Consider the following 16,395-nt stretch of genomic DNA (forward strand, 5'->3'; position numbering starts at 1 on the left):
CATGCACATCGACACCACGGCCGCGCCGGTCGCTCACGCACCGCGGCCCTTTTACAGGCATCTCTATTTCCAAGTCCTTTGCGCCATCGCCGCCGGCGCACTGATCGGGCATTTCTATCCCGAGACCGGCGAGGCGCTGAAGCCGCTGGGCGACGCCTTCATCAAGCTGGTCAAGATGATCATCGCCCCGGTCATCTTCCTGACCATCGTCACCGGCCTGGCCGGCATGGGCACGCTGAAGGGCGTGGGTTCGGTCGTCGGCAAGGCCTTCGGCTATTTCCTGACCTTCTCGACCCTGGCGCTGATCGTCGGGCTGATCACCGCCAATGTCATCCGGCCCGGTGCCGGCATGAACATCGACCCGGCGACGCTGGATGCCAGCAAGGTCTCGGATTACGCCGCCAAGGCGCATGAATCCTCGCTGACCGGCTTTGTCATGGACATCATCCCGTCCACGATCACCTCGGCCTTCGTCGACGGCAATATCCTGCAGGTGCTGTTCGTCGCCATCCTGTTCGGCATCGGCCTGATCCTGATCGGCGACAAGGGCAAGCCGGTCGTGGCGCTGTTCGAGGCGATCAGCCATGCCGTGTTCCGCATGGTCGACATCCTGATGAAGGCCGCGCCCATCGGCGCCTTCGGCGCCTTCGCCTTCACCATCGGCAAATACGGCATCGCCTCGGTGGTGAACCTGGCGACGCTGGTCGGCACCTTCTACCTGACCTCGGCCCTGTTCGTCATCGTGATCCTGGGCACGGTCTGCATGCTCAACGGCTTTTCGATCTTCCGGCTGATCTCCTATCTCAAGGCCGAGATCCTGCTGGTGCTGGGCACCTCCTCCTCGGAATCCGCCCTGCCCTCGCTGATGGAGAAGATGGAGAAGGCCGGCTGCAAGCGTTCCGTCGTCGGTCTGGTCGTGCCCACCGGCTACAGCTTCAACCTGGACGGCACCAACATCTACATGACGCTGGCGGCGCTGTTCATCGCCCAGGCCACCAATACCGACCTGACGCTGCAACAGCAGATCCTGCTCTTGCTGGTCGCCATGCTGTCGTCGAAAGGCGCGGCGGGCGTGACCGGGGCGGGCTTCATCACCCTGGCCGCGACGCTGTCGGTGGTGCCCACGGTGCCGGTCGCCGGCATGGCGCTGATCCTGGGCGTGGACCGCTTCATGTCGGAATGCCGCTCGATCACCAATTTCATCGGCAATGCGGTGGCCACGGTCGTCGTCAGCCGCTGGGAAGGCGCGCTGGACCGCGAACAGTTCGACCGCGTGCTGGCCGGCGAGGCCGGGGCCGAGGTCGCCCCGATCCACGACCTGCACGGCGCCCCCGCCGGGCTGCGCCTGAACGAGGCCAGCGCCGACTGAACCGACCCATATCGCAGCAAGGGGGGCGTCCGCAGGGGCGCCCTTTGGCCATTCAGGGCGGCGGCGCCGTCGTCTCGCGCGCCATCATCAGCGGCGCCAGCAGGGTCACGGCCGGGATCTCGCACCCGGCGATGCGGTCCAGGATGGTCCGCGCCGCCTTGCGGCCGATCTCGCGCTTGGGCTGGCGGATGGTGGTCAGTGCCGGGGCCAGGTGCGAGACCAGCTCGATATCGTCAAAGCCGACAATGGACACGTCGCGCGGCACAAGATGCCCGGCGCGCTGAAGCCCGGCCATGAAGGCGCAGGCCATCTCGTCGGAAAAGGCGAAGATGCCGGTCGGGCGGTCCAAGGGCGGCAGGGCCTGCCAGGCCAGCGCCGCCTGCTGCCCCGATTGCAGGGTGAAGTCGCCGGGAAACTCGGTGATCCGCGCGTCGCCCGCCGCCTCCATCGCGCCCTCGCGCCGGGCCTTGTGCAGCACGTTGCCGGGCGGGCCGCCGATCAGGCCGATATGCGCGTGGCCAAGCGCGCGCAGATGCGCCACGGCCAGCCGCCCGCCCTCGCGATTGTCCAGCATGACGCGGGGCAGGTCCGCGCCCTCGATCCATTCGCAGGCGGTGATCACCGGCGGCAGGTCCGCGCGCCCGGCCAGGTCGCCAAAGGGCGCGAGCCCGTCCAGCAGGATGATCCCGTCCGCCCGCGAGGGGTCGAGGAACCGGTCCAGCCGCCTATGCCGCCCGCTATCCTCCAGCGTATCGGCGACCAGCAGGTCATAGCCGGCGCCGGCCAGTTCCCGGCCCATGCCGTCCAGGATCTTGGCAAAGAACGGGTTGCCCAGATTGGGCACCAGCGCCACGACGCAGCCGGTCCTTTGCTTGCGCAGGTTTCGCGCGGCGTGGTTCATGCGATAGCCGGTCTCGGCCACCGCCTGCATCACCGCCTCGCGCGTGGCCTCGGCCACCACGCCCGGATTGGACAGCACCCGGCTGACGGTCGAGGCCGACACGCCCGCGCGCCGCGCGACATCCGACAATCTGGCCCGTCCGGGCGGGGTCCGGCTTTCCATCACCCAAGGTTACGCGCCCGGCGCGGCCCGGCGCAAGAAAATGTTTGCAATCGATTGCAGACAAGTGCAGCCTGACCCTTGGGGAGAGAGGGAAACCATGCGGACCATCAAGGGACCGGCGCTGTTCCTGGCGCAGTTCATCGGCGAGACGGCGCCCTTCGACAGTTGGGACGGCATCACCCGCTGGGCCGCCGATTGCGGCTATCTGGGCGTGCAGGTACCGACCAACGACCCGCGCATCCTGGACCTGGCGCGCGCCGGGGAGTCGCAGGATTACCGCGACGAATTCCTGGGCATCGCCCGGCAGAACGGCGTCGATGTGACCGAGCTTTCGACGCATCTGCAGGGCCAGCTTGTCGCCGTGCATCCGGCCTATGACGCGGGTTTCGACGCCTTTGCGCCGCCGGCCCTGCGCGGCAATCCCCGCGCGCGGCAGGAATGGGCGGTCGATCAGGTCGCCCGCGCCATCCGGGTCAGCCGGCTGTTGGGGCTGGACCGGATGGCGACCTTCTCGGGCGCCCTGGCCTGGCCCTATCTTTACCCCTGGCCGCAGCGCGCGCCGGGGCTGATCGAGGCCGCCTTCGACACGCTGGCCGCACGCTGGCGTCCGCTGCTGGACCTGGCCGAGGAAAACGGGGTGGATCTCTGCTATGAGATCCATCCGGGCGAGGATCTGCACGACGGCGTGACATTCGAGATGTTCCTCGACCGCGTGGACGGGCACCGCCGGGCGAACATGCTTTACGACCCTTCGCATTATGTCCTGCAACAGCTTGATTACCTTCAGAACATCGACATCTATCGCGACCGCATCCGCATGTTCCACGTCAAGGATGCCGAGTTCCGCCCGACCGGCCGGCAGGGGGTCTATGGCGGCTATCAGGGTTGGGCCGAACGCGCGGGCCGTTTCCGCAGTCCCGGCGACGGTCAGGTGGATTTCGGCGCGGTGTTTTCCAAGCTGACGCAATACGGTTTCGACGGCTGGGCGGTGGTCGAATGGGAATGCGCGCTGAAGCACCCCGAGGACGGCGCGCGCGAAGGCGCGCGTTTCGTGCGCGACCACATCATCCGGGTGACGCCGCACGCCTTCGACGATTTCGCCGCCAGCCGCGTCGACCGAGCGGCCATCGACAGGGCGCTGGGGCTATGAGGCCGGTTCGCCTGGGCATGGTCGGCGGCGGCAGCGGCGCCTTCATCGGCGCCATCCATCGCATCGCGGCGCGCATGGACGGGCAATTCGTGCTGGTCGCGGGGGCGCTGTCCTCGGACCCCGCGCGCGCGGCGGCCAGCGCCGCCGAACTGGGCATCCGCGGCTATGACGACTTCGCCGAGATGGCGCGGGCCGAGGCCGCCCGCGAGGACGGGATCGAGGCGGTCAGCATCGTCACCCCGAACCACCTGCACGCCGCCCCCGCCGCGGCCTTTCTGCGCGCCGGCATCCATGTGATCTGCGACAAGCCGCTGGCCGCGACGCCCGAACAGGCGCGCGAGATCGCCGAGGCAGCGCGGGCCAGCGGCGCGCGGTTCTTCCTGACCCATAACTATTGCGCGATGCCCATGGTGCGCGAGGCCCGTGCGCTGGTGGCCGAGGGCGCGCTGGGGGATATCCGCCTGGTGCAGGCCGAATATCTGCAGGGCTGGCTGGCCGACCGCGCCGACAGCAAGCAGGCCGAATGGCGCACCGATCCCGCCCGCGCCGGTGCCGGGGCCATCGGCGACATCGGCACCCATGCCTGGCAGTTGGCGCAATTCGTCACCGGCCAGACGCCCGCGTCCCTGTCGGCGGAACTCTCCAGCATGGTGCCGAGCCGCACGGTCGATGACGATGCCCGCATCGCGCTGCGCTACGGCTCGGGCGCGCGGGGCGGCATCTGGGTCAGCCAGGTCGCCGTCGGCCAGGAAAACGGACTGTCGCTGCGCGTCTTCGGCACCGAGGCGGCGCTGGAATGGCGCCTGACCGACCCCGAGCGGCTGATCCTGTCGCCCAAGGACGGCCCGGCCCGCATCCTGACCCGGGCGCAGGACCGCAGCGCCTCATATCGCACGCCGCCGGGACATCCCGAGGGATATTTGGAAGGTTTCGCCAATCTTTACCGAGATATAGCCTCGATTATTCGAGGCGACTCCAGCCTCTCCGACCGCGTGCCGGGTCTGGAGGCCGGGCTGTCCGGCATGGCGTTCATCGCTGCCGCGCAGGCTTCCTCGGCACGCGGCGGCGCCTGGGTCGAGGTCCGGCCGTGACCGTGCTGGCGCTCGACAACGTCTCGAAAAGCTTCGGCCCGATCGAAGTGCTGCACGGCGTCGGACTGGCACTGGAGCCGGGCGAGGTCCATGCCCTGATCGGCGAGAACGGCGCCGGAAAATCCACGATCATGAAGATCCTGGGCGGTTTCCTTGACCCGACATCGGGCCAGATCCTGCTGGACGGCCAGCCCGTCCATTTCGCCAGCGGGCCCGAGGCCGAGGCGCAGGGCATCGTCGTCATCCACCAGGAATTCAACCTTGCCCCCGACCTGACCGTGGCGGCGAATGTGTTCCTGGGCCGCGAGATCGGCGGCTGGCGGCTGGACCATGCCGCGATGCGGGACGCGACCGCCGCGCTGCTCAAGCGGCTGGACACCCGCATCGACCCCGAGGCGCGCATCCGCGACCTGTCCGTGCCCGACCGCCAGATGGTCGAGATCGCCAAGGCCCTGTCGCGCAAGGCCCGCGTGCTGATCATGGACGAACCCAGCGCCGTCTTGACCCATCGCGAGGTCGGCGCGCTTTACGCCCAGATCGACCGGCTGCGGGCCGAGGGGGTGGCGATCCTTTACTGCTCTCACCGGCTGGACGAGGTGGCGCATCTGGCCGACCGCATCACCGTGCTGCGCGACGGCCGCGTCGTGCGGCAGGCGCTGCGCGGCGAGCTGACCGAGGACGGCATGGCCACCGCCATGGTCGGCCGCGAATTGCAGGATTTCTACCCGCCCAAGGGCCAGCCGGGCGACGCGCCTGCGCTGGAGGTCCGGGGCCTGTCCGTGCCCGGCCGGGTCCGCGACGTCAGCTTTACCCTGCGCCGGGGCGAGGTGCTGGGCATCGCCGGCCTTGTCGGGTCCGGCCGCACCGAACTGGCCGAGGGGCTGGTCGGGCTGCGTCCCTCGACCGGCGAGATCCGGGTCGAGGGCCGGCCCGTCGCCATCCGCAGCCTGCGCGACGCCTTTGCCGCCGGCCTCGCCTATCTGACCGAGGACCGCAAGGAGGCGGGGCTGCTGCTCGACAAGGGGCTGCGCGAGAACCTGACGCTGGCGACGCTGGAACGCTTCGGCGGATGGCGACTGGACACCAGGGCCGAAGATGCCGCGCTGGACAGCGCGACGCGGGAATTCGACATCCGCGCCCCGCGCCGCGACATGCCGGCCGGAAAGCTGTCGGGAGGAAACCAGCAAAAGCTGTTGATGGCCAAGGTGATGCTTCCAGATCCTCGAATCATTCTCATTGACGAGCCGACGCGCGGCATCGACGTGGGCACCAAGCGGCAGATCTATGCCTTCATCCGCAAGCTTGCCGCCGAGGGACGCAGCCTGATCGTCATCAGCAGCGAGATGACCGAGGTGATCGGCCTGGCCGACCGCGTGCTGGTGATGCGCGAGGGGCGGCTGGCCGGCGAACTGGCCGGCGAGGACATGACCGAGGACCGCATCGTCCGCCTTGCCATGGGCGTGACCGGAGAAGCCGCATGAAGATCGACCTGCATACCCTTGGCCCACTTGTCGCTTTGGTCGCCCTGGTGATCCTGGGCGCGGCGCTGAACAGCGCCTTCCTGGCGCCGGCGAACATCACCAACGTGCTGGCGCGCTCGGCCTTCATCGGGCTGATCGCGGTCGGCATGACCTTCGTCATCACCGCGGGCGGGCTGGACCTGTCGGTGGGGTCCATGGCCGCGTTTCTGGCCGGCATCGCCATCATCGCCATGAACGCCGCCCTGCCGACGACCGGCCTGAACTGGGGCACGGTCCTGGTCGGCATGGGCGTGGCGATCCTTGGCGGCGTCGCCGCCGGATACCTGAACGGCGCGCTGGTCACCAAGGCGCGGATCGAGCCCTTCATCGTCACGCTGGGCACCATGGGCATCTTCCGCTCGCTGGTCACATGGCTGGCCGATGGCGGCACGCTGTCGCTGGATTACGGGCTGCGCACGCTTTACCGGCCGGTCTATTACAGCGGCATCGGCTGGATCACCTGGCCGATCATCACCTTTGCCATCGTCGCGGTCCTTGGCGAATGGACCATGCGCCATTCCCGCTTTGGCCGCCATGTCGAGGCCATCGGCTCGAACGACCGGGTCGCGCGCTATTCGGCCATCGACGTGAATCGCATGCGGCTTCTGACCTATGTGCTGCTGGGCGTGCTGGTCGGGCTGGCGGTTGTGCTTTACGTGCCGCGGCTGGGCTCGGCCTCGGGCTCGACCGGGGTTCTGTGGGAGCTTGAGGCCATCGCCGCGGTCATCATCGGCGGCACGGCGCTGAAGGGCGGCCGCGGCCGGGTCTGGGGCACGGTGGTCGGCGTGCTGATCCTGTCGCTGATCGACAACATCCTGAATCTGGCCGATCTGGTCAGCCCCTATCTGAACGGGGCGATCCAGGGGGTCATCATCGTTCTTGCTGTCGTCTTGCAGCGGGAGAAACGCACCGCCGAGGAGCGGTGACTGGGGAGGAAGCAACAGATGAAACGCAGAAGCCTGATGAAAGCCGCGGCCCTGATGGCGGCGATGGGGATCGCCGCCCCTGCCGTCGCGCAGGAGGCCGAGAAGAAGATCATCGGCGTGTCGATCCCGTCCGCCACGCATGGGTTCATGGGCGGGCTGAACTGGCACGCGCAGGACACGATCAAGCGGCTGGGCGCCGCCTATCCCAACCTTGAATTCGTGCTCTCCACCGCCGGCGACCCGGCCAAGCAGGTCAACGACATCGAGGACATGATGGCCACGCGCAACATCGACGCGCTGGTGGTGCTGCCCTTCGAATCCGAGCCGCTGACCGCGCCGGTCAAGGCGGTCAAGGATGCGGGCAAGTTCGTGACCGTGGTGGATCGCGGGCTGAGCCAGGAGGGGATCGAGGATCTTTACGTCGCCGGCGACAACACCGCCTTCGGCCGCGTCGCGGGGGAGTACTTCAAGGAGAACCTTGAGCCCGGCGCCAAGGTCGTGGTGCTGCGCGGCATCCCGACCACGCTGGACAACGAGCGCGTCGATGCGTTCCGGGCGGCGCTGGAGGGGTCCGAGGTCGAGATCCTCGACATGCAGCACGGCAACTGGAACCGCGACGACGCCTTTGCGGTGATGCAGGACTATCTGGCGAAATATCCGCAGATCGACGCGGTCTGGGCGGCCGACGACGACATGGCCATCGGCGTGCTCGAAGCGATCTCGGCCGCGAACCGGCAGGACGAGATGTGGGTGATCGGCGGCGCCGGCATGAAGGAAATCGTCAAGCGCATCATGGAGGGCGACAAGCAGCTGCCGGTGAACGTGACCTATCCGCCGGCGCTGATCTCCTCGGCCATCGAGATGACGGCGCTGAACTTCGTGTCGAATGCGCCGATGACCGGGCGCTTCATCATCAGCAGCCAGCTCATCACCCCCGAGAACGCCGAGCAGTTCTATTATCCCGACAGCCCGTTCTGAACGGCCGGCCGCAGCCCCGCCAGCTTGTCGGGGTTGCGGGTGATGAAGATGGCGGCGATGCGGCCGTCGTCCCTGATCTGCAGGGCGGTGGTTTGCAGGTGGCCGCCGACCCGGCTGAGGAAACCGGGCAGGCCGTCGATGGTGACGGCGCCCAGGAACTCGGGCGGCGGGCCGGGCTTGCGCGCCAGCCCGGCATAGAGCCGGGCGACGCGCTCGGCCCCCGCGATCACGTTGAGGAAGGCCACCACCTTGCCGCCGCCGTCGGAATAGATCCGCACGTCGCGGGCAAGGATCCGGCCCAGCACCGCCGGATCGCCTTGCCGGCAGGCCTCGAAGAAGGCGCGGGCCAGCGCCTCGCCGGTCTCTTTCGGCAGGGCATGGCGGGGCCGGTCGATGCGCACATGCGCCCGCGCCCGTGCGGCCAGCTGCCGCGTCGCGGCCGGGCTGCGGCCGATGGTTTCCGCGACCTCGTCCAGCCTTTCGCCAAAGACGTCGTGCAGCAGGAAGGCGGCGCGTTCCAGCGGCGTCAGCCGCTCCAGCGCCATCATCAGGGTCAGCGTCAGGTTGTCGGCGCGCAGGCTGTCGTCCTGGGGTTCGATCAGCGGCTCGGGCAGCCAGGTGCCGGGATAGGACTCGCGCCGGGCGCGGGCGGATTTCATCTGGTCGAGGCACAGGCGCGAGACGACCCGCGTCAGCCATGCCGCCGGCTCGGCGATCCCCGTCCGGTCGCTGCGGTTCCAGCGCAGCCAGGCCTCTTGCAGGATGTCCTCGGCCTCGGCATGGCTGCCGAGCATGCGATAGGCCAGGCGCAGCAGACGGGGCCGCTGCGCCTGAAAGGTTTGCGTGGCGCGGTCAGGCCGCATCGGCCCGTTCTGCCGGCAGGCCCATCGCATGCGGGGCGCGCAGGCCGACCTGCACGCGGTTCCACAGGTTGATCGCGCCGATGGCCAGCGTCAGCCAGGCGCGCTCGTCCGGGGAAAAGGCCGCCTCGACCGCCTGCCAATCCGCATCCGGCGCCCCGGTCTGGGCGATCAGCGTCAGCGCCTCGGTCCAGGCCAGCGCCGCGCGCTCGCGGTCGGAAAACAGCGGGCTGTCGCGCCAGCCGGCGACCATGTGCAGGCGCAGATGGGTCTCGCCGTCCTGCAACGCCTCGGCCACGTGCATCTGGATGCAGAAGGCGCAGCCATTGATCTGCGAGGCGCGCAGCTTGACCAGATGCAGCAGCTTCGGCTCCAGCGGGCCGGCCTGCAGCGCGGCCTCGAAGCCTGTCAGCGCGCGATAGCCGGTCCTGGCGCGGTCGAAATGATCGGTCATGCGGGGTGTCATCGGTTGCTCCGTTCTGCTGTTGCACCGGCTTGACGAGGCAGCGCCCGGAAATGTGACATCGGCCCGCAAGAATATCCACGGCCGCCGCCAGTCCGCCCGGTCAGGCCACGCGCCTGCCCTGCACCCAGGCGCCGCGCAGCGCCCCCGCCTCGCCGATGCGGGCGACGCGGATCACGTCGGCGCGCGCCCCGGCCGCAAGCCGGCCGCGATCCCCGAGCCCGGTCGCCTCGGCCGGGGCCTGGGTCACGGTGGCGATGCCGCGCGCCATGTCGCCCCAGAGATCGCCCAAAAGCAGCGCCGCCGACAGCAGCGACGAGGGCACGTAGTCCGAGGACAGGATGTCCAGAAGCCCCGCCTCGGCCAGATCCGCCGCCGCGACATTGCCGGAATGGCTGCCGCCGCGGATCAGGTTCGGCGCCCCCATCATCACCCGGATGCCGTGGTCGCGGCAGGCCCGCGCCGCCTCGGCCGTGGTCGGGAATTCGGCGAAATGCGCGCCATGCCCGGCCGAAACCGCGACCTGCGCCGCCGTGGTGTCGTCATGGCTGGCCAGCACCGCGCCATAGCGCCGCGCCTCGGCCACCGCCGTTTCCTCGTGCAGCGCGCCCAGCCGGTCGCGCAGGGCGCGCTGGCTGGCGACATGGTCGGCAAAGCCCTCGTCCGACAGGCCGTGCTTGCCGCAGACGTAGTCCTTGAGCTTGGAGAGGTCGCGGAACTGCCGCTCTCCGGGCGTGTGGTCCATCAGGCTGACGATGCCGATGCGGTCCCGGGGGCCGAATTTCGCCATCTCGGCCACCAGGGTTTCGGAACAGACCTCGGCCCGCAGGTGCAGGAAATGGCTGATCTTCAGCGCGCCCATGGCGCGCAGCTCCAGGATCTCGTCGGCCAGCGCCCGGGCATATTCGCCATAGTTCGCCTTGCCGTCCGACACGACCGAGCCGACGCGCAGCGCGTCGAAGACCGTGGTGATGCCCACGCTGGCCAGTTCGCCGTCATGGGCCAGGATCGCCGCCTGATGCGGCCAATGCACCCGAGGCCGCGGCTGGATGTGCCGCTCCAGATTGTCGGTATGCAGTTCGATCAGGCCCGGCAGCACCAGATCGCCTTCGCAATCCAGCGCGCCCGTCGGCACCGTCCGGCCCGGATCGATGGCGGCGATGCGGCCATCCGCCATGCGCAGCGCGCCGCGGATCACCTCGCCCGGCAGGATAAGCGTGGCATTGGCAAGGATCGTCTCGGTCATTTCGTGCTGTCCTGTCTTGCGTCTGGCTCCATGGGCGGGCTGAATGCCAGCGCCGTGTCACAAGCCTGTGACATGCCAGCGATAAGAGCCTGCGCATGGAAATCATGAAGCGTTACGCCGTCTATTACGCCCCGCCCGAGGGGGAATTCGCCCGCCGCGCCGATGCATGGCTGGGCTGGGATGCCACCACGGGCCAGCCGCTGACCCCGCCGGAACTGGGCCTGCCGGCCGAGGAGATCACCCGCGATCCGCGCCGATACGGCTTTCACGGCACGCTGAAGCCGCCCTTCCGGCTGGCCGAGGGCCGGGATGCCGAAGCATTGCACCGGGCGGTCGAGGCTCTGGCGGCGCGGCTTTCGCCGGTGATCCTGCCCGGGCTGCGGCTGGCGAGCCTTGGCGGCTTTCTGGCCTTGGTGCCCGAGGGCGACACCGCGCCGCTGCAAACCCTGGCCGCGACGGTGGTGGCGGCGCTGGACGGCTTTCGCGCGCCCCTGACCGAGGCCGAGATCGCCCGCCGCCGCCCCGAGCAGCTGACGCCGCGGCAGCGCGAGCTGCTGGAGCTTTGGGGCTATCCCTATGTGATGGAGGAATTCCGCTTCCACCTGACCCTGACCGACCGGCTGGAGGAACCGCTGGCCGCCGAGGCGGCGCGGATCCTGGAGGCGCATTTCGCCCCGGTCCTGCCCCGGCCCTTCAAGGTCTCGGACCTGTGCCTGTTCGGCGAGGCCGGGGACGGGCGCTTTCACCTGCTGCATCGCTATACCCTTTCCGGCTGAAGCGCGGCCAGGAACCGGGCAAGCCCCTGTTCCGGCGTGCCGTCGTTCACCACCACGCGCGGCACGATGCCGGGCGGCAGCGGAAAGCCCGCCCGCGCCAGCCGCGCCGCCTGATCCGCGCCGCTTTCGCGGCCTCGCCCGGCAAGCCGCCGCGCCAGCACCTCGGGCGGCGCCGTCACCAGCAGCACCGTCAGGCCGGGGAAGCGCGCCCGCGCCTCGGCCAGCACGGCGCGGCTGGCATTGATGAGCAGCGTCCCCTGCCCGGCCAAGGCCGCGGCCGGGATGCCATAGCCCAGCCCATGCGCGCGCCAATGCAGGGCAAAGGCGCCTGCCCGCTCGCGCGCGGCGAATTCGGCCTCGGTGACGCCGTCGAAATCCTCGCCGCCCGCCTCGGCCGGGCGGGTGACGACGCGGCGGGCGGCGCGGATGTCAGGCCGCGCGGCGCAGGCCAGCGCCATCAGCGTGTCCTTGCCCGCGCCCGAGGGGCCGACCACGGCGACCAGCCGCCGGCTCATGCCGCCAGCCCCGGCGTAAAGCCGGTCACGTCGACCAGCCGGTCGCAGACCCGGTCCCGCGCCCCCTCGTCGTGGAAGATGCCCAGGATCGCCGCGCCGCGGGCCTTGGCCTCCTCGATCAGGCGCAGCACCACCTCGCGGTTCTGCGCGTCGAGGCTCGCGGTCGGCTCGTCCAGCAGCAGCGCCGGATAGTCATGGGCGAAGCCGCGGGCGATGTTGACCCGCTGCTGCTCGCCGCCCGAAAAGGTGGTGGGCGACAGCCGCCACAGCCGCTCGGGGATGTTCAGCCGCGCCAGCAGATCCGCGGCACGCGCCCGCGCCTGCGGGGCCGGGGTGCCCAGCCGCAACAGCGGCTCGGCCACCACCTCCAGCGTCGGCACGCGCGGCACCACGCGCAGGAACTGGCTGACATGGCCCAGAACCGCGCGGCGCAAGGCCAGGATCTGCCGCGGCTCGGCCGTGACCACATCGACCTCGCCGATGCGGATCGAGCCGGCCTCGGCCAGGTAATTGCCATAGACCATGCGCATCAGCGTCGATTTGCCGGCGCCGGACCGGCCGACCAGCCCAACGCATTCGCCGCCGGCCACGCGCAGATGCGCTCCCGCCATCACCGGGATCGCCACGCCGCCCTGATTGTGCAGGGTAAAGCTTTTCGAAAGGTTCCGGATCTCGATCATGGGCTACACCTGAAGGACAGAGGACACGAGAAGCTGGGTATAGGCATGCTGCGGATCGTCCAGCACCTGGTCGGTCAGCCCGCATTCCACCACGCGGCCGGATTTCATCACCATCAGCCGGTCCGCAAGCAGCCGCACCACGGCAAGGTCATGGGTCACGATCACCACCGACAGGCCAAGGTCGCGCACCAGCCCGCGCAACAGGTCCAGCAGCCGCGCCTGCACGCTGACGTCAAGCCCGCCGGTGGGTTCGTCCATGAACACCAGCCGCGGCCCCGTCACCAGGTTGCGGGCGATCTGCAAGCGTTGCTGCATGCCGCCCGAGAAGGCCGAGGGGCGGTCGTCGATCCGGTCCGCCGCGATCTCGACCCGACCCAGCCAGTCGGTGGCACTCTCGCGGATGGTGGCATAGTTGCGCCCCCCCACGGCCATCAGCCGCTCGCCGACATTGCCGCCGGCCGAGACGCCCATGCGCAGCCCGTCGCGCGGGTTCTGGTGGACATAGGCCCAGTCGCCGCGCAACAGCCGGCGCCGCTCGGCCTCGGAGAAAGCCAGCACATCGGCGCCGTCGAACAGGATCCGCCCCTCGTCCGGGCGCTGGTGCCCGGCAAGGCAGGACAGCAACGTCGATTTCCCCGAACCGCTTTCGCCGACGATGCCCAGCACCTCGCCGGGATAAAGGTCGAAGCCGACGCCCATGCAGCCGATCCGGGCACCGTAGCGTTTCGTCAGGCCCTGCACCGACAGCAGTGGTGCGGCGGTGATGGCGTTCTGCATCAGGGTCATGGCGTGGCTCCTTGCGGCGACAGGCGGCCGCGATGCCCCTGCGCCCGGCGCGAGGCGCAGAAATCGGTGTCGGAACAGACGAACATGCGCGTGCCGCGGTCGTCGGTGATGACCTCGTCCAGATAGCTGCCGGCCGAGCCGCAGAGGTCGCATGCGTGATCGGCCTTCGAGGCGACAAAGGGATGGTCCTCGAAATCCAGGCTGACCACATCCGAATATGGCGGCACGGCATAGATGCGCGCCTCGCGCCCGGCGCCGAACAGCTGGATCGCCGGGTTGCCGGCCAGCTTCGGATTGTCGAATTTCGGGATCGGCGAGGGGTCCATGACATAGCGCCCCTCGACCCGCACCGGATAGGCATAGGCGGTCGCGATCTCGCCATGCCGGGCGATGTCCTCGTAAAGCTTGACATGCATCAGCCCGTATTCCTCAAGCTCGTGCATCTTGCGCGTCTCGGTCTCTCGCGGCTCCAGAAAGCGCAGGGGCTCGGGGATCGGCACCTGGTAGACCAGGATCTGCCCCTCGGCCAGCGGCTGCTCGGGGATGCGGTGGCGGGTCTGGATCACCGTGGCCTCCGCAGTGCGCTCGGTGGTCTCGACCCCCGCCGTGCGCTGGAAGAAGCGGCGGATCGACACGGCATTGGTGGTGTCGTCGGCGCCCTGGTCGATGACCTTCAGCCGGTCGTCCGGGGTCAGGCAGGCCGCCGTCACCTGCACGCCGCCAGTGCCCCAGCCATAGGGCATGGGCATCTCGCGGCTGGCGAAGGGCACCTGATAGCCGGGCACCGCCAACGCCTTCAGAAGCGCGCGGCGGATCATCCGCTTGGTCTGTTCGTCCAGATAGGCGAAATTATAGGCTTGGTCGGTCATTCCGCCGCCTCCTGCATCTGCACGGCCTCGCGCCGCATGCGCCGGACCAGTTCCAGCTCGGCCTGGAAATCGACGTAATGCGGCAGCTTGATATGTTCGAGGAAACCCGTCGACTGGATGTTGTCGCAATGGCTTAGCACGAATTCCTCATCCTGCGCGGGGGCGCCGGTGAAATCCTCGCCCAGTTCCTGCCAGCGCAGGGCGCGGTCGACCAGCGACATGGAAATCGCCTTGCGTTCCGACTGGCCCATGACCAGGCCATAGCCGCGGGTGAATTGCGGCGGCTCGGTCTTCGAGCCCTTGAACTGGTTCACCGTGTCGCATTCGGTCAGCTCGACCTCGCCGATCTCGACGGCGAAACCCAGCTCGGGCAGCTCCACCTCGACCGCGACGCGGCCGATGCGCAATTCGCCGACAAAGGCATGGGTGCGGCCATAGCCGCGCTGCGTGGAATAGGCCAGCGACAGGGTGAAGCCCTCGTCCGCCCGCGCCAGCGCCTGCAGGCGCAGCGCGCGCGAGGCCGGCAGTTCCAGCGGCTGGCGGGTCAGGTCGGGGGCGGGCGTGTCCTCGGCCGGCTGCTGCTCGATCAGCCCGTCGCGGTCCAGCAGGCCGGTGACATGCGGCACCGGCTCGTCCGAGACAGGCGCCATGGGGGCGGGCGGCGGCGTGCCTTCGGCGGCCAGCGCGAAGTCCAGCAGGCGGTGGGTATAGTCGAAGGTCGGGCCCAGCACCTGCCCGCCCGGCAGATCCTTGAAGGTGGCCGAGACGCGGCGATCGACCGCCATCGCCGCCGTATCGACCGGGCGCGAGGCGCCGAAACGCGGCAATGTGGTGCGATAGGCGCGGATCAGGAACACCGCCTCGATCAGGTCGCCGCGCGCCTGCTTGATCGCCAGCGCGGCGAGGTCGGGATCGTAAAGCGAGCCCTCGGCCATCACCCGGTTTACCGCCAGCGCCATCTGCTCGCGGATCTGGGCCACGGTCAGCTCGGGGACCGCGGGATCGCCGCGGCGTTCCTCGGCCAGCCAGGCATGGGCGGCGTCGATGGCGCGCTCGCCCCCTTTGACGGCGACATACATCAGGCGTCCTCCACGATGGTGCTGCGCGGCAGGGCGGCAAGGCGCGCGCCGCAGGTCAGGATGCAATCGAGGCCCAGCGGGAACAGCGCCCGGTTGGCGCGGAAGCCGGCAGTTTCGGGCAGCGAAAGCCGCGCCTCGGTTTCGATGCCAGGGCCGGTCAGGCGGGCGCCCTCTGCCTCCAGCCGGTCCAGATCCACGATCAGCGTGGCCGAGCGGTCGGGATAGGACGGCTCGCCGATGCGAAAGCGGCTGACCGGTTGCAGCGCATCCCAGCGGCCAAGCGCGAATTGCGCCTGATCGGCCGCAACCAGCGGCGCGCCGGTGTGAAAGCCGATCCAGCCGCGCAGCGCCTCGCAATCCGCGGCGCCGGCCAGATGCAGCGGCGTGGTGGCGTCGGTCAGGGTCAAGAGCGCCACCCCGGCCGCGACCGAGATCGGCGCGGGCGGCCGGGCGCCCTGCACGGCAAAGATGCGGCCGGGCCGGGCCATGGCCTCCAAGAGCGCGCGAAAGGCATGGGCGGATTGGGTCGAGGGGTCGGCGAAACCGCCGGTCAGGATGGCGTTCATGCGTCCTCTCCGCGCAGCATGGTGAAGAATTCGACGCGGGTGGCGGCGGCCTTGGCGGCGCGGGTGGCGCGGGCTTCGGCGGCCTCCTGGCGCAGCGGGCCCAGCACCTGCGCCGCAATCTGCGGCGCCGCATCGGTCTGCATCAGCGCATCGGCGACGGCGGCGCGGGCGGCATGGGCCTTGTCGCGGCCCTGCACGCAGGCATGGCCCACCGCCCCGCCCGACAACCGGACCGAGCAGCGGGTCACGGTCATCTCGCCCAGGTTGAAGGGCGCGCCGGTGCCGCCGATGCGGCCCTGCACCATCACGGTGCCGATCTCGGGCGCACGCAGCATCTCATGCGCCGGCAATTCGGGCAGCAGCGCCGCCAGCCGCCCCGGCGGCGCCTTGGCCAGCGCCGAGATCCAGTCGCGGCGCGCAGCGGTTTCAGGATGGGGAGAGTGGGACATTCCGGGCCT

The 16,395-nt window shown here is 69.5% G+C and carries 18 protein-coding genes; 7 read left to right on the forward strand and 11 right to left on the reverse strand.

Features of this window, described 5'->3' with window-relative positions:
- Position 1: 1 nt before the first annotated feature.
- Positions 2 to 1,369 carry a dicarboxylate/amino acid:cation symporter gene (locus ACNKFW_RS18895; RefSeq protein WP_024843900.1) on the forward strand — a complete coding sequence of 456 codons (1,368 nt, stop codon included), beginning with the start codon at positions 2 to 4 and terminating at the stop codon, positions 1,367 to 1,369.
- 52 nt (positions 1,370 to 1,421) lie between these two features.
- On the opposite strand, the gene ACNKFW_RS18900 is transcribed toward ACNKFW_RS18895, so the two are convergent.
- Positions 1,422 to 2,432, reverse strand: a complete 1,011-nt coding sequence (locus tag ACNKFW_RS18900; protein WP_024843901.1) for a LacI family DNA-binding transcriptional regulator — start codon at positions 2,430 to 2,432, stop codon at positions 1,422 to 1,424.
- Between the two features lie 97 nt (positions 2,433 to 2,529).
- Here ACNKFW_RS18900 and ACNKFW_RS18905 point away from each other — a divergent pair, with 97 nt between their 5' ends.
- Genes ACNKFW_RS18905 through ACNKFW_RS18925 form a run of 5 tightly spaced genes read left to right on the forward strand, consistent with a single transcriptional unit; the run spans position 2,530 to position 8,097 of the window.
- Positions 2,530 to 3,582: a sugar phosphate isomerase/epimerase family protein gene (locus ACNKFW_RS18905; RefSeq protein ID WP_024843902.1), complete on the forward strand. Its 1,053-nt coding sequence runs from the start codon at positions 2,530 to 2,532 to the stop codon at positions 3,580 to 3,582.
- Positions 3,579 to 4,673, forward strand: coding sequence for a Gfo/Idh/MocA family protein (locus ACNKFW_RS18910; protein WP_024843903.1), 1,095 nt, complete (start codon positions 3,579 to 3,581; stop codon positions 4,671 to 4,673). The genes ACNKFW_RS18905 and ACNKFW_RS18910 overlap by 4 nt, the downstream gene beginning before the upstream one ends.
- The gene (locus ACNKFW_RS18915; protein WP_024843904.1) at positions 4,670 to 6,154 is read left to right on the forward strand and encodes a sugar ABC transporter ATP-binding protein; all 1,485 of its coding nucleotides are present in this window, start codon (positions 4,670 to 4,672) and stop codon (positions 6,152 to 6,154) included. The genes ACNKFW_RS18910 and ACNKFW_RS18915 overlap by 4 nt, the downstream gene beginning before the upstream one ends.
- On the forward strand, positions 6,151 to 7,119 hold the full coding sequence (locus ACNKFW_RS18920; protein ID WP_024843905.1) for an ABC transporter permease: 969 nt from the start codon (positions 6,151 to 6,153) through the stop codon (positions 7,117 to 7,119). Before ACNKFW_RS18915 ends, ACNKFW_RS18920 begins: the two co-directional genes overlap by 4 nt.
- Positions 7,120 to 7,137: 18 nt before the next feature.
- The gene (locus ACNKFW_RS18925) at positions 7,138 to 8,097 is read left to right on the forward strand and encodes an ABC transporter substrate-binding protein (RefSeq protein WP_024843906.1); all 960 of its coding nucleotides are present in this window, start codon (positions 7,138 to 7,140) and stop codon (positions 8,095 to 8,097) included.
- Here ACNKFW_RS18925 and ACNKFW_RS18930 read toward each other — a convergent pair.
- From ACNKFW_RS18930 to ACNKFW_RS18940, 3 genes are all read right to left on the reverse strand, one after another.
- Complete coding sequence (locus ACNKFW_RS18930; protein ID WP_024843907.1) at positions 8,076 to 8,960, reverse strand: sigma-70 family RNA polymerase sigma factor; 885 nt, start codon at positions 8,958 to 8,960, stop codon at positions 8,076 to 8,078. The genes ACNKFW_RS18925 and ACNKFW_RS18930 overlap by 22 nt on opposite strands.
- Complete coding sequence (locus ACNKFW_RS18935) at positions 8,950 to 9,423, reverse strand: carboxymuconolactone decarboxylase family protein (RefSeq protein WP_024843908.1); 474 nt, start codon at positions 9,421 to 9,423, stop codon at positions 8,950 to 8,952. The genes ACNKFW_RS18930 and ACNKFW_RS18935 overlap by 11 nt, the downstream gene beginning before the upstream one ends.
- Positions 9,424 to 9,523: 100 nt before the next feature.
- Positions 9,524 to 10,666 carry an alpha-D-ribose 1-methylphosphonate 5-triphosphate diphosphatase gene (locus ACNKFW_RS18940; RefSeq protein ID WP_024843909.1) on the reverse strand — a complete coding sequence of 381 codons (1,143 nt, stop codon included), beginning with the start codon at positions 10,664 to 10,666 and terminating at the stop codon, positions 9,524 to 9,526.
- A 95-nt stretch (positions 10,667 to 10,761) separates the two neighbouring features.
- Here ACNKFW_RS18940 and ACNKFW_RS18945 point away from each other — a divergent pair, with 95 nt between their 5' ends.
- On the forward strand, positions 10,762 to 11,442 hold the full coding sequence (locus ACNKFW_RS18945) for a DUF1045 domain-containing protein (protein WP_024843910.1): 681 nt from the start codon (positions 10,762 to 10,764) through the stop codon (positions 11,440 to 11,442).
- On the opposite strand, the gene phnN is transcribed toward ACNKFW_RS18945, so the two are convergent.
- The 7 genes from phnN to phnG are packed head-to-tail and all read right to left on the reverse strand — an operon-like array spanning position 11,424 to position 16,386.
- On the reverse strand, positions 11,424 to 11,957 hold the full coding sequence (gene phnN / locus ACNKFW_RS18950; RefSeq protein WP_024843911.1) for a phosphonate metabolism protein/1,5-bisphosphokinase (PRPP-forming) PhnN: 534 nt from the start codon (positions 11,955 to 11,957) through the stop codon (positions 11,424 to 11,426). The two genes, ACNKFW_RS18945 and phnN, sit on opposite strands and share 19 nt — an antisense overlap.
- A complete protein-coding gene (phnL, locus tag ACNKFW_RS18955; protein WP_024843912.1) occupies positions 11,954 to 12,637 on the reverse strand; it encodes a phosphonate C-P lyase system protein PhnL in 684 nt (227 codons plus the stop codon). Before phnL ends, phnN begins: the two co-directional genes overlap by 4 nt.
- A gap of 3 nt (positions 12,638 to 12,640) precedes the next feature.
- Positions 12,641 to 13,423 (reverse strand): phosphonate C-P lyase system protein PhnK, encoded by a 783-nt coding sequence (phnK, locus tag ACNKFW_RS18960; RefSeq protein WP_028710243.1) that lies wholly within the window; start codon positions 13,421 to 13,423, stop codon positions 12,641 to 12,643.
- Positions 13,420 to 14,292, reverse strand: coding sequence for an alpha-D-ribose 1-methylphosphonate 5-phosphate C-P-lyase PhnJ (locus ACNKFW_RS18965; protein WP_024843914.1), 873 nt, complete (start codon positions 14,290 to 14,292; stop codon positions 13,420 to 13,422). The genes phnK and ACNKFW_RS18965 overlap by 4 nt, the downstream gene beginning before the upstream one ends.
- Positions 14,289 to 15,371, reverse strand: coding sequence for a carbon-phosphorus lyase complex subunit PhnI (locus ACNKFW_RS18970; RefSeq protein WP_024843915.1), 1,083 nt, complete (start codon positions 15,369 to 15,371; stop codon positions 14,289 to 14,291). Before ACNKFW_RS18970 ends, ACNKFW_RS18965 begins: the two co-directional genes overlap by 4 nt.
- Entirely contained in the window at positions 15,371 to 15,937 is a 567-nt protein-coding gene (gene phnH / locus ACNKFW_RS18975; protein WP_024843916.1) for a phosphonate C-P lyase system protein PhnH, read from the reverse strand. The genes ACNKFW_RS18970 and phnH overlap by 1 nt, the downstream gene beginning before the upstream one ends.
- On the reverse strand, positions 15,934 to 16,386 hold the full coding sequence (gene phnG, locus ACNKFW_RS18980) for a phosphonate C-P lyase system protein PhnG (RefSeq protein ID WP_024843917.1): 453 nt from the start codon (positions 16,384 to 16,386) through the stop codon (positions 15,934 to 15,936). The genes phnH and phnG overlap by 4 nt, the downstream gene beginning before the upstream one ends.
- Between the last annotated feature and the right edge of the window lie 9 nt (positions 16,387 to 16,395).

This window comes from Paracoccus sp. TD-10 (genome assembly GCF_048270675.1).
Lineage (GTDB): Bacteria > Pseudomonadota > Alphaproteobacteria > Rhodobacterales > Rhodobacteraceae > Paracoccus > Paracoccus pantotrophus.

Bases quoted from the DNA above. Each gene is read 5' to 3' on its own strand.
- phnK (WP_028710243.1), bottom strand. From the start codon at position 13,423: ATGACCCTGATGCAGAACGCCATCACCGCCGCACCACTGCTGTCGGTG.
- ACNKFW_RS18920 (WP_024843905.1), top strand. From the start codon at position 6,151: ATGAAGATCGACCTGCATACCCTTGGCCCACTTGTCGCTTTGGTCGCC.
- phnG (WP_024843917.1), bottom strand. From the start codon at position 16,386: ATGTCCCACTCTCCCCATCCTGAAACCGCTGCGCGCCGCGACTGGATC.
- ACNKFW_RS18965 (WP_024843914.1), bottom strand. From the start codon at position 14,292: ATGACCGACCAAGCCTATAATTTCGCCTATCTGGACGAACAGACCAAG.
- ACNKFW_RS18930 (WP_024843907.1), bottom strand. From the start codon at position 8,960: ATGCGGCCTGACCGCGCCACGCAAACCTTTCAGGCGCAGCGGCCCCGT.
- ACNKFW_RS18910 (WP_024843903.1), top strand. From the start codon at position 3,579: ATGAGGCCGGTTCGCCTGGGCATGGTCGGCGGCGGCAGCGGCGCCTTC.
- ACNKFW_RS18945 (WP_024843910.1), top strand. From the start codon at position 10,762: ATGGAAATCATGAAGCGTTACGCCGTCTATTACGCCCCGCCCGAGGGG.
- ACNKFW_RS18900 (WP_024843901.1), bottom strand. From the start codon at position 2,432: ATGGAAAGCCGGACCCCGCCCGGACGGGCCAGATTGTCGGATGTCGCG.
- phnH (WP_024843916.1), bottom strand. From the start codon at position 15,937: ATGAACGCCATCCTGACCGGCGGTTTCGCCGACCCCTCGACCCAATCC.
- ACNKFW_RS18940 (WP_024843909.1), bottom strand. From the start codon at position 10,666: ATGACCGAGACGATCCTTGCCAATGCCACGCTTATCCTGCCGGGCGAG.
- ACNKFW_RS18970 (WP_024843915.1), bottom strand. From the start codon at position 15,371: ATGTATGTCGCCGTCAAAGGGGGCGAGCGCGCCATCGACGCCGCCCAT.
- phnL (WP_024843912.1), bottom strand. From the start codon at position 12,637: ATGATCGAGATCCGGAACCTTTCGAAAAGCTTTACCCTGCACAATCAG.
- ACNKFW_RS18925 (WP_024843906.1), top strand. From the start codon at position 7,138: ATGAAACGCAGAAGCCTGATGAAAGCCGCGGCCCTGATGGCGGCGATG.
- ACNKFW_RS18895 (WP_024843900.1), top strand. From the start codon at position 2: ATGCACATCGACACCACGGCCGCGCCGGTCGCTCACGCACCGCGGCCC.
- ACNKFW_RS18935 (WP_024843908.1), bottom strand. From the start codon at position 9,423: ATGACACCCCGCATGACCGATCATTTCGACCGCGCCAGGACCGGCTAT.
- ACNKFW_RS18905 (WP_024843902.1), top strand. From the start codon at position 2,530: ATGCGGACCATCAAGGGACCGGCGCTGTTCCTGGCGCAGTTCATCGGC.
- phnN (WP_024843911.1), bottom strand. From the start codon at position 11,957: ATGAGCCGGCGGCTGGTCGCCGTGGTCGGCCCCTCGGGCGCGGGCAAG.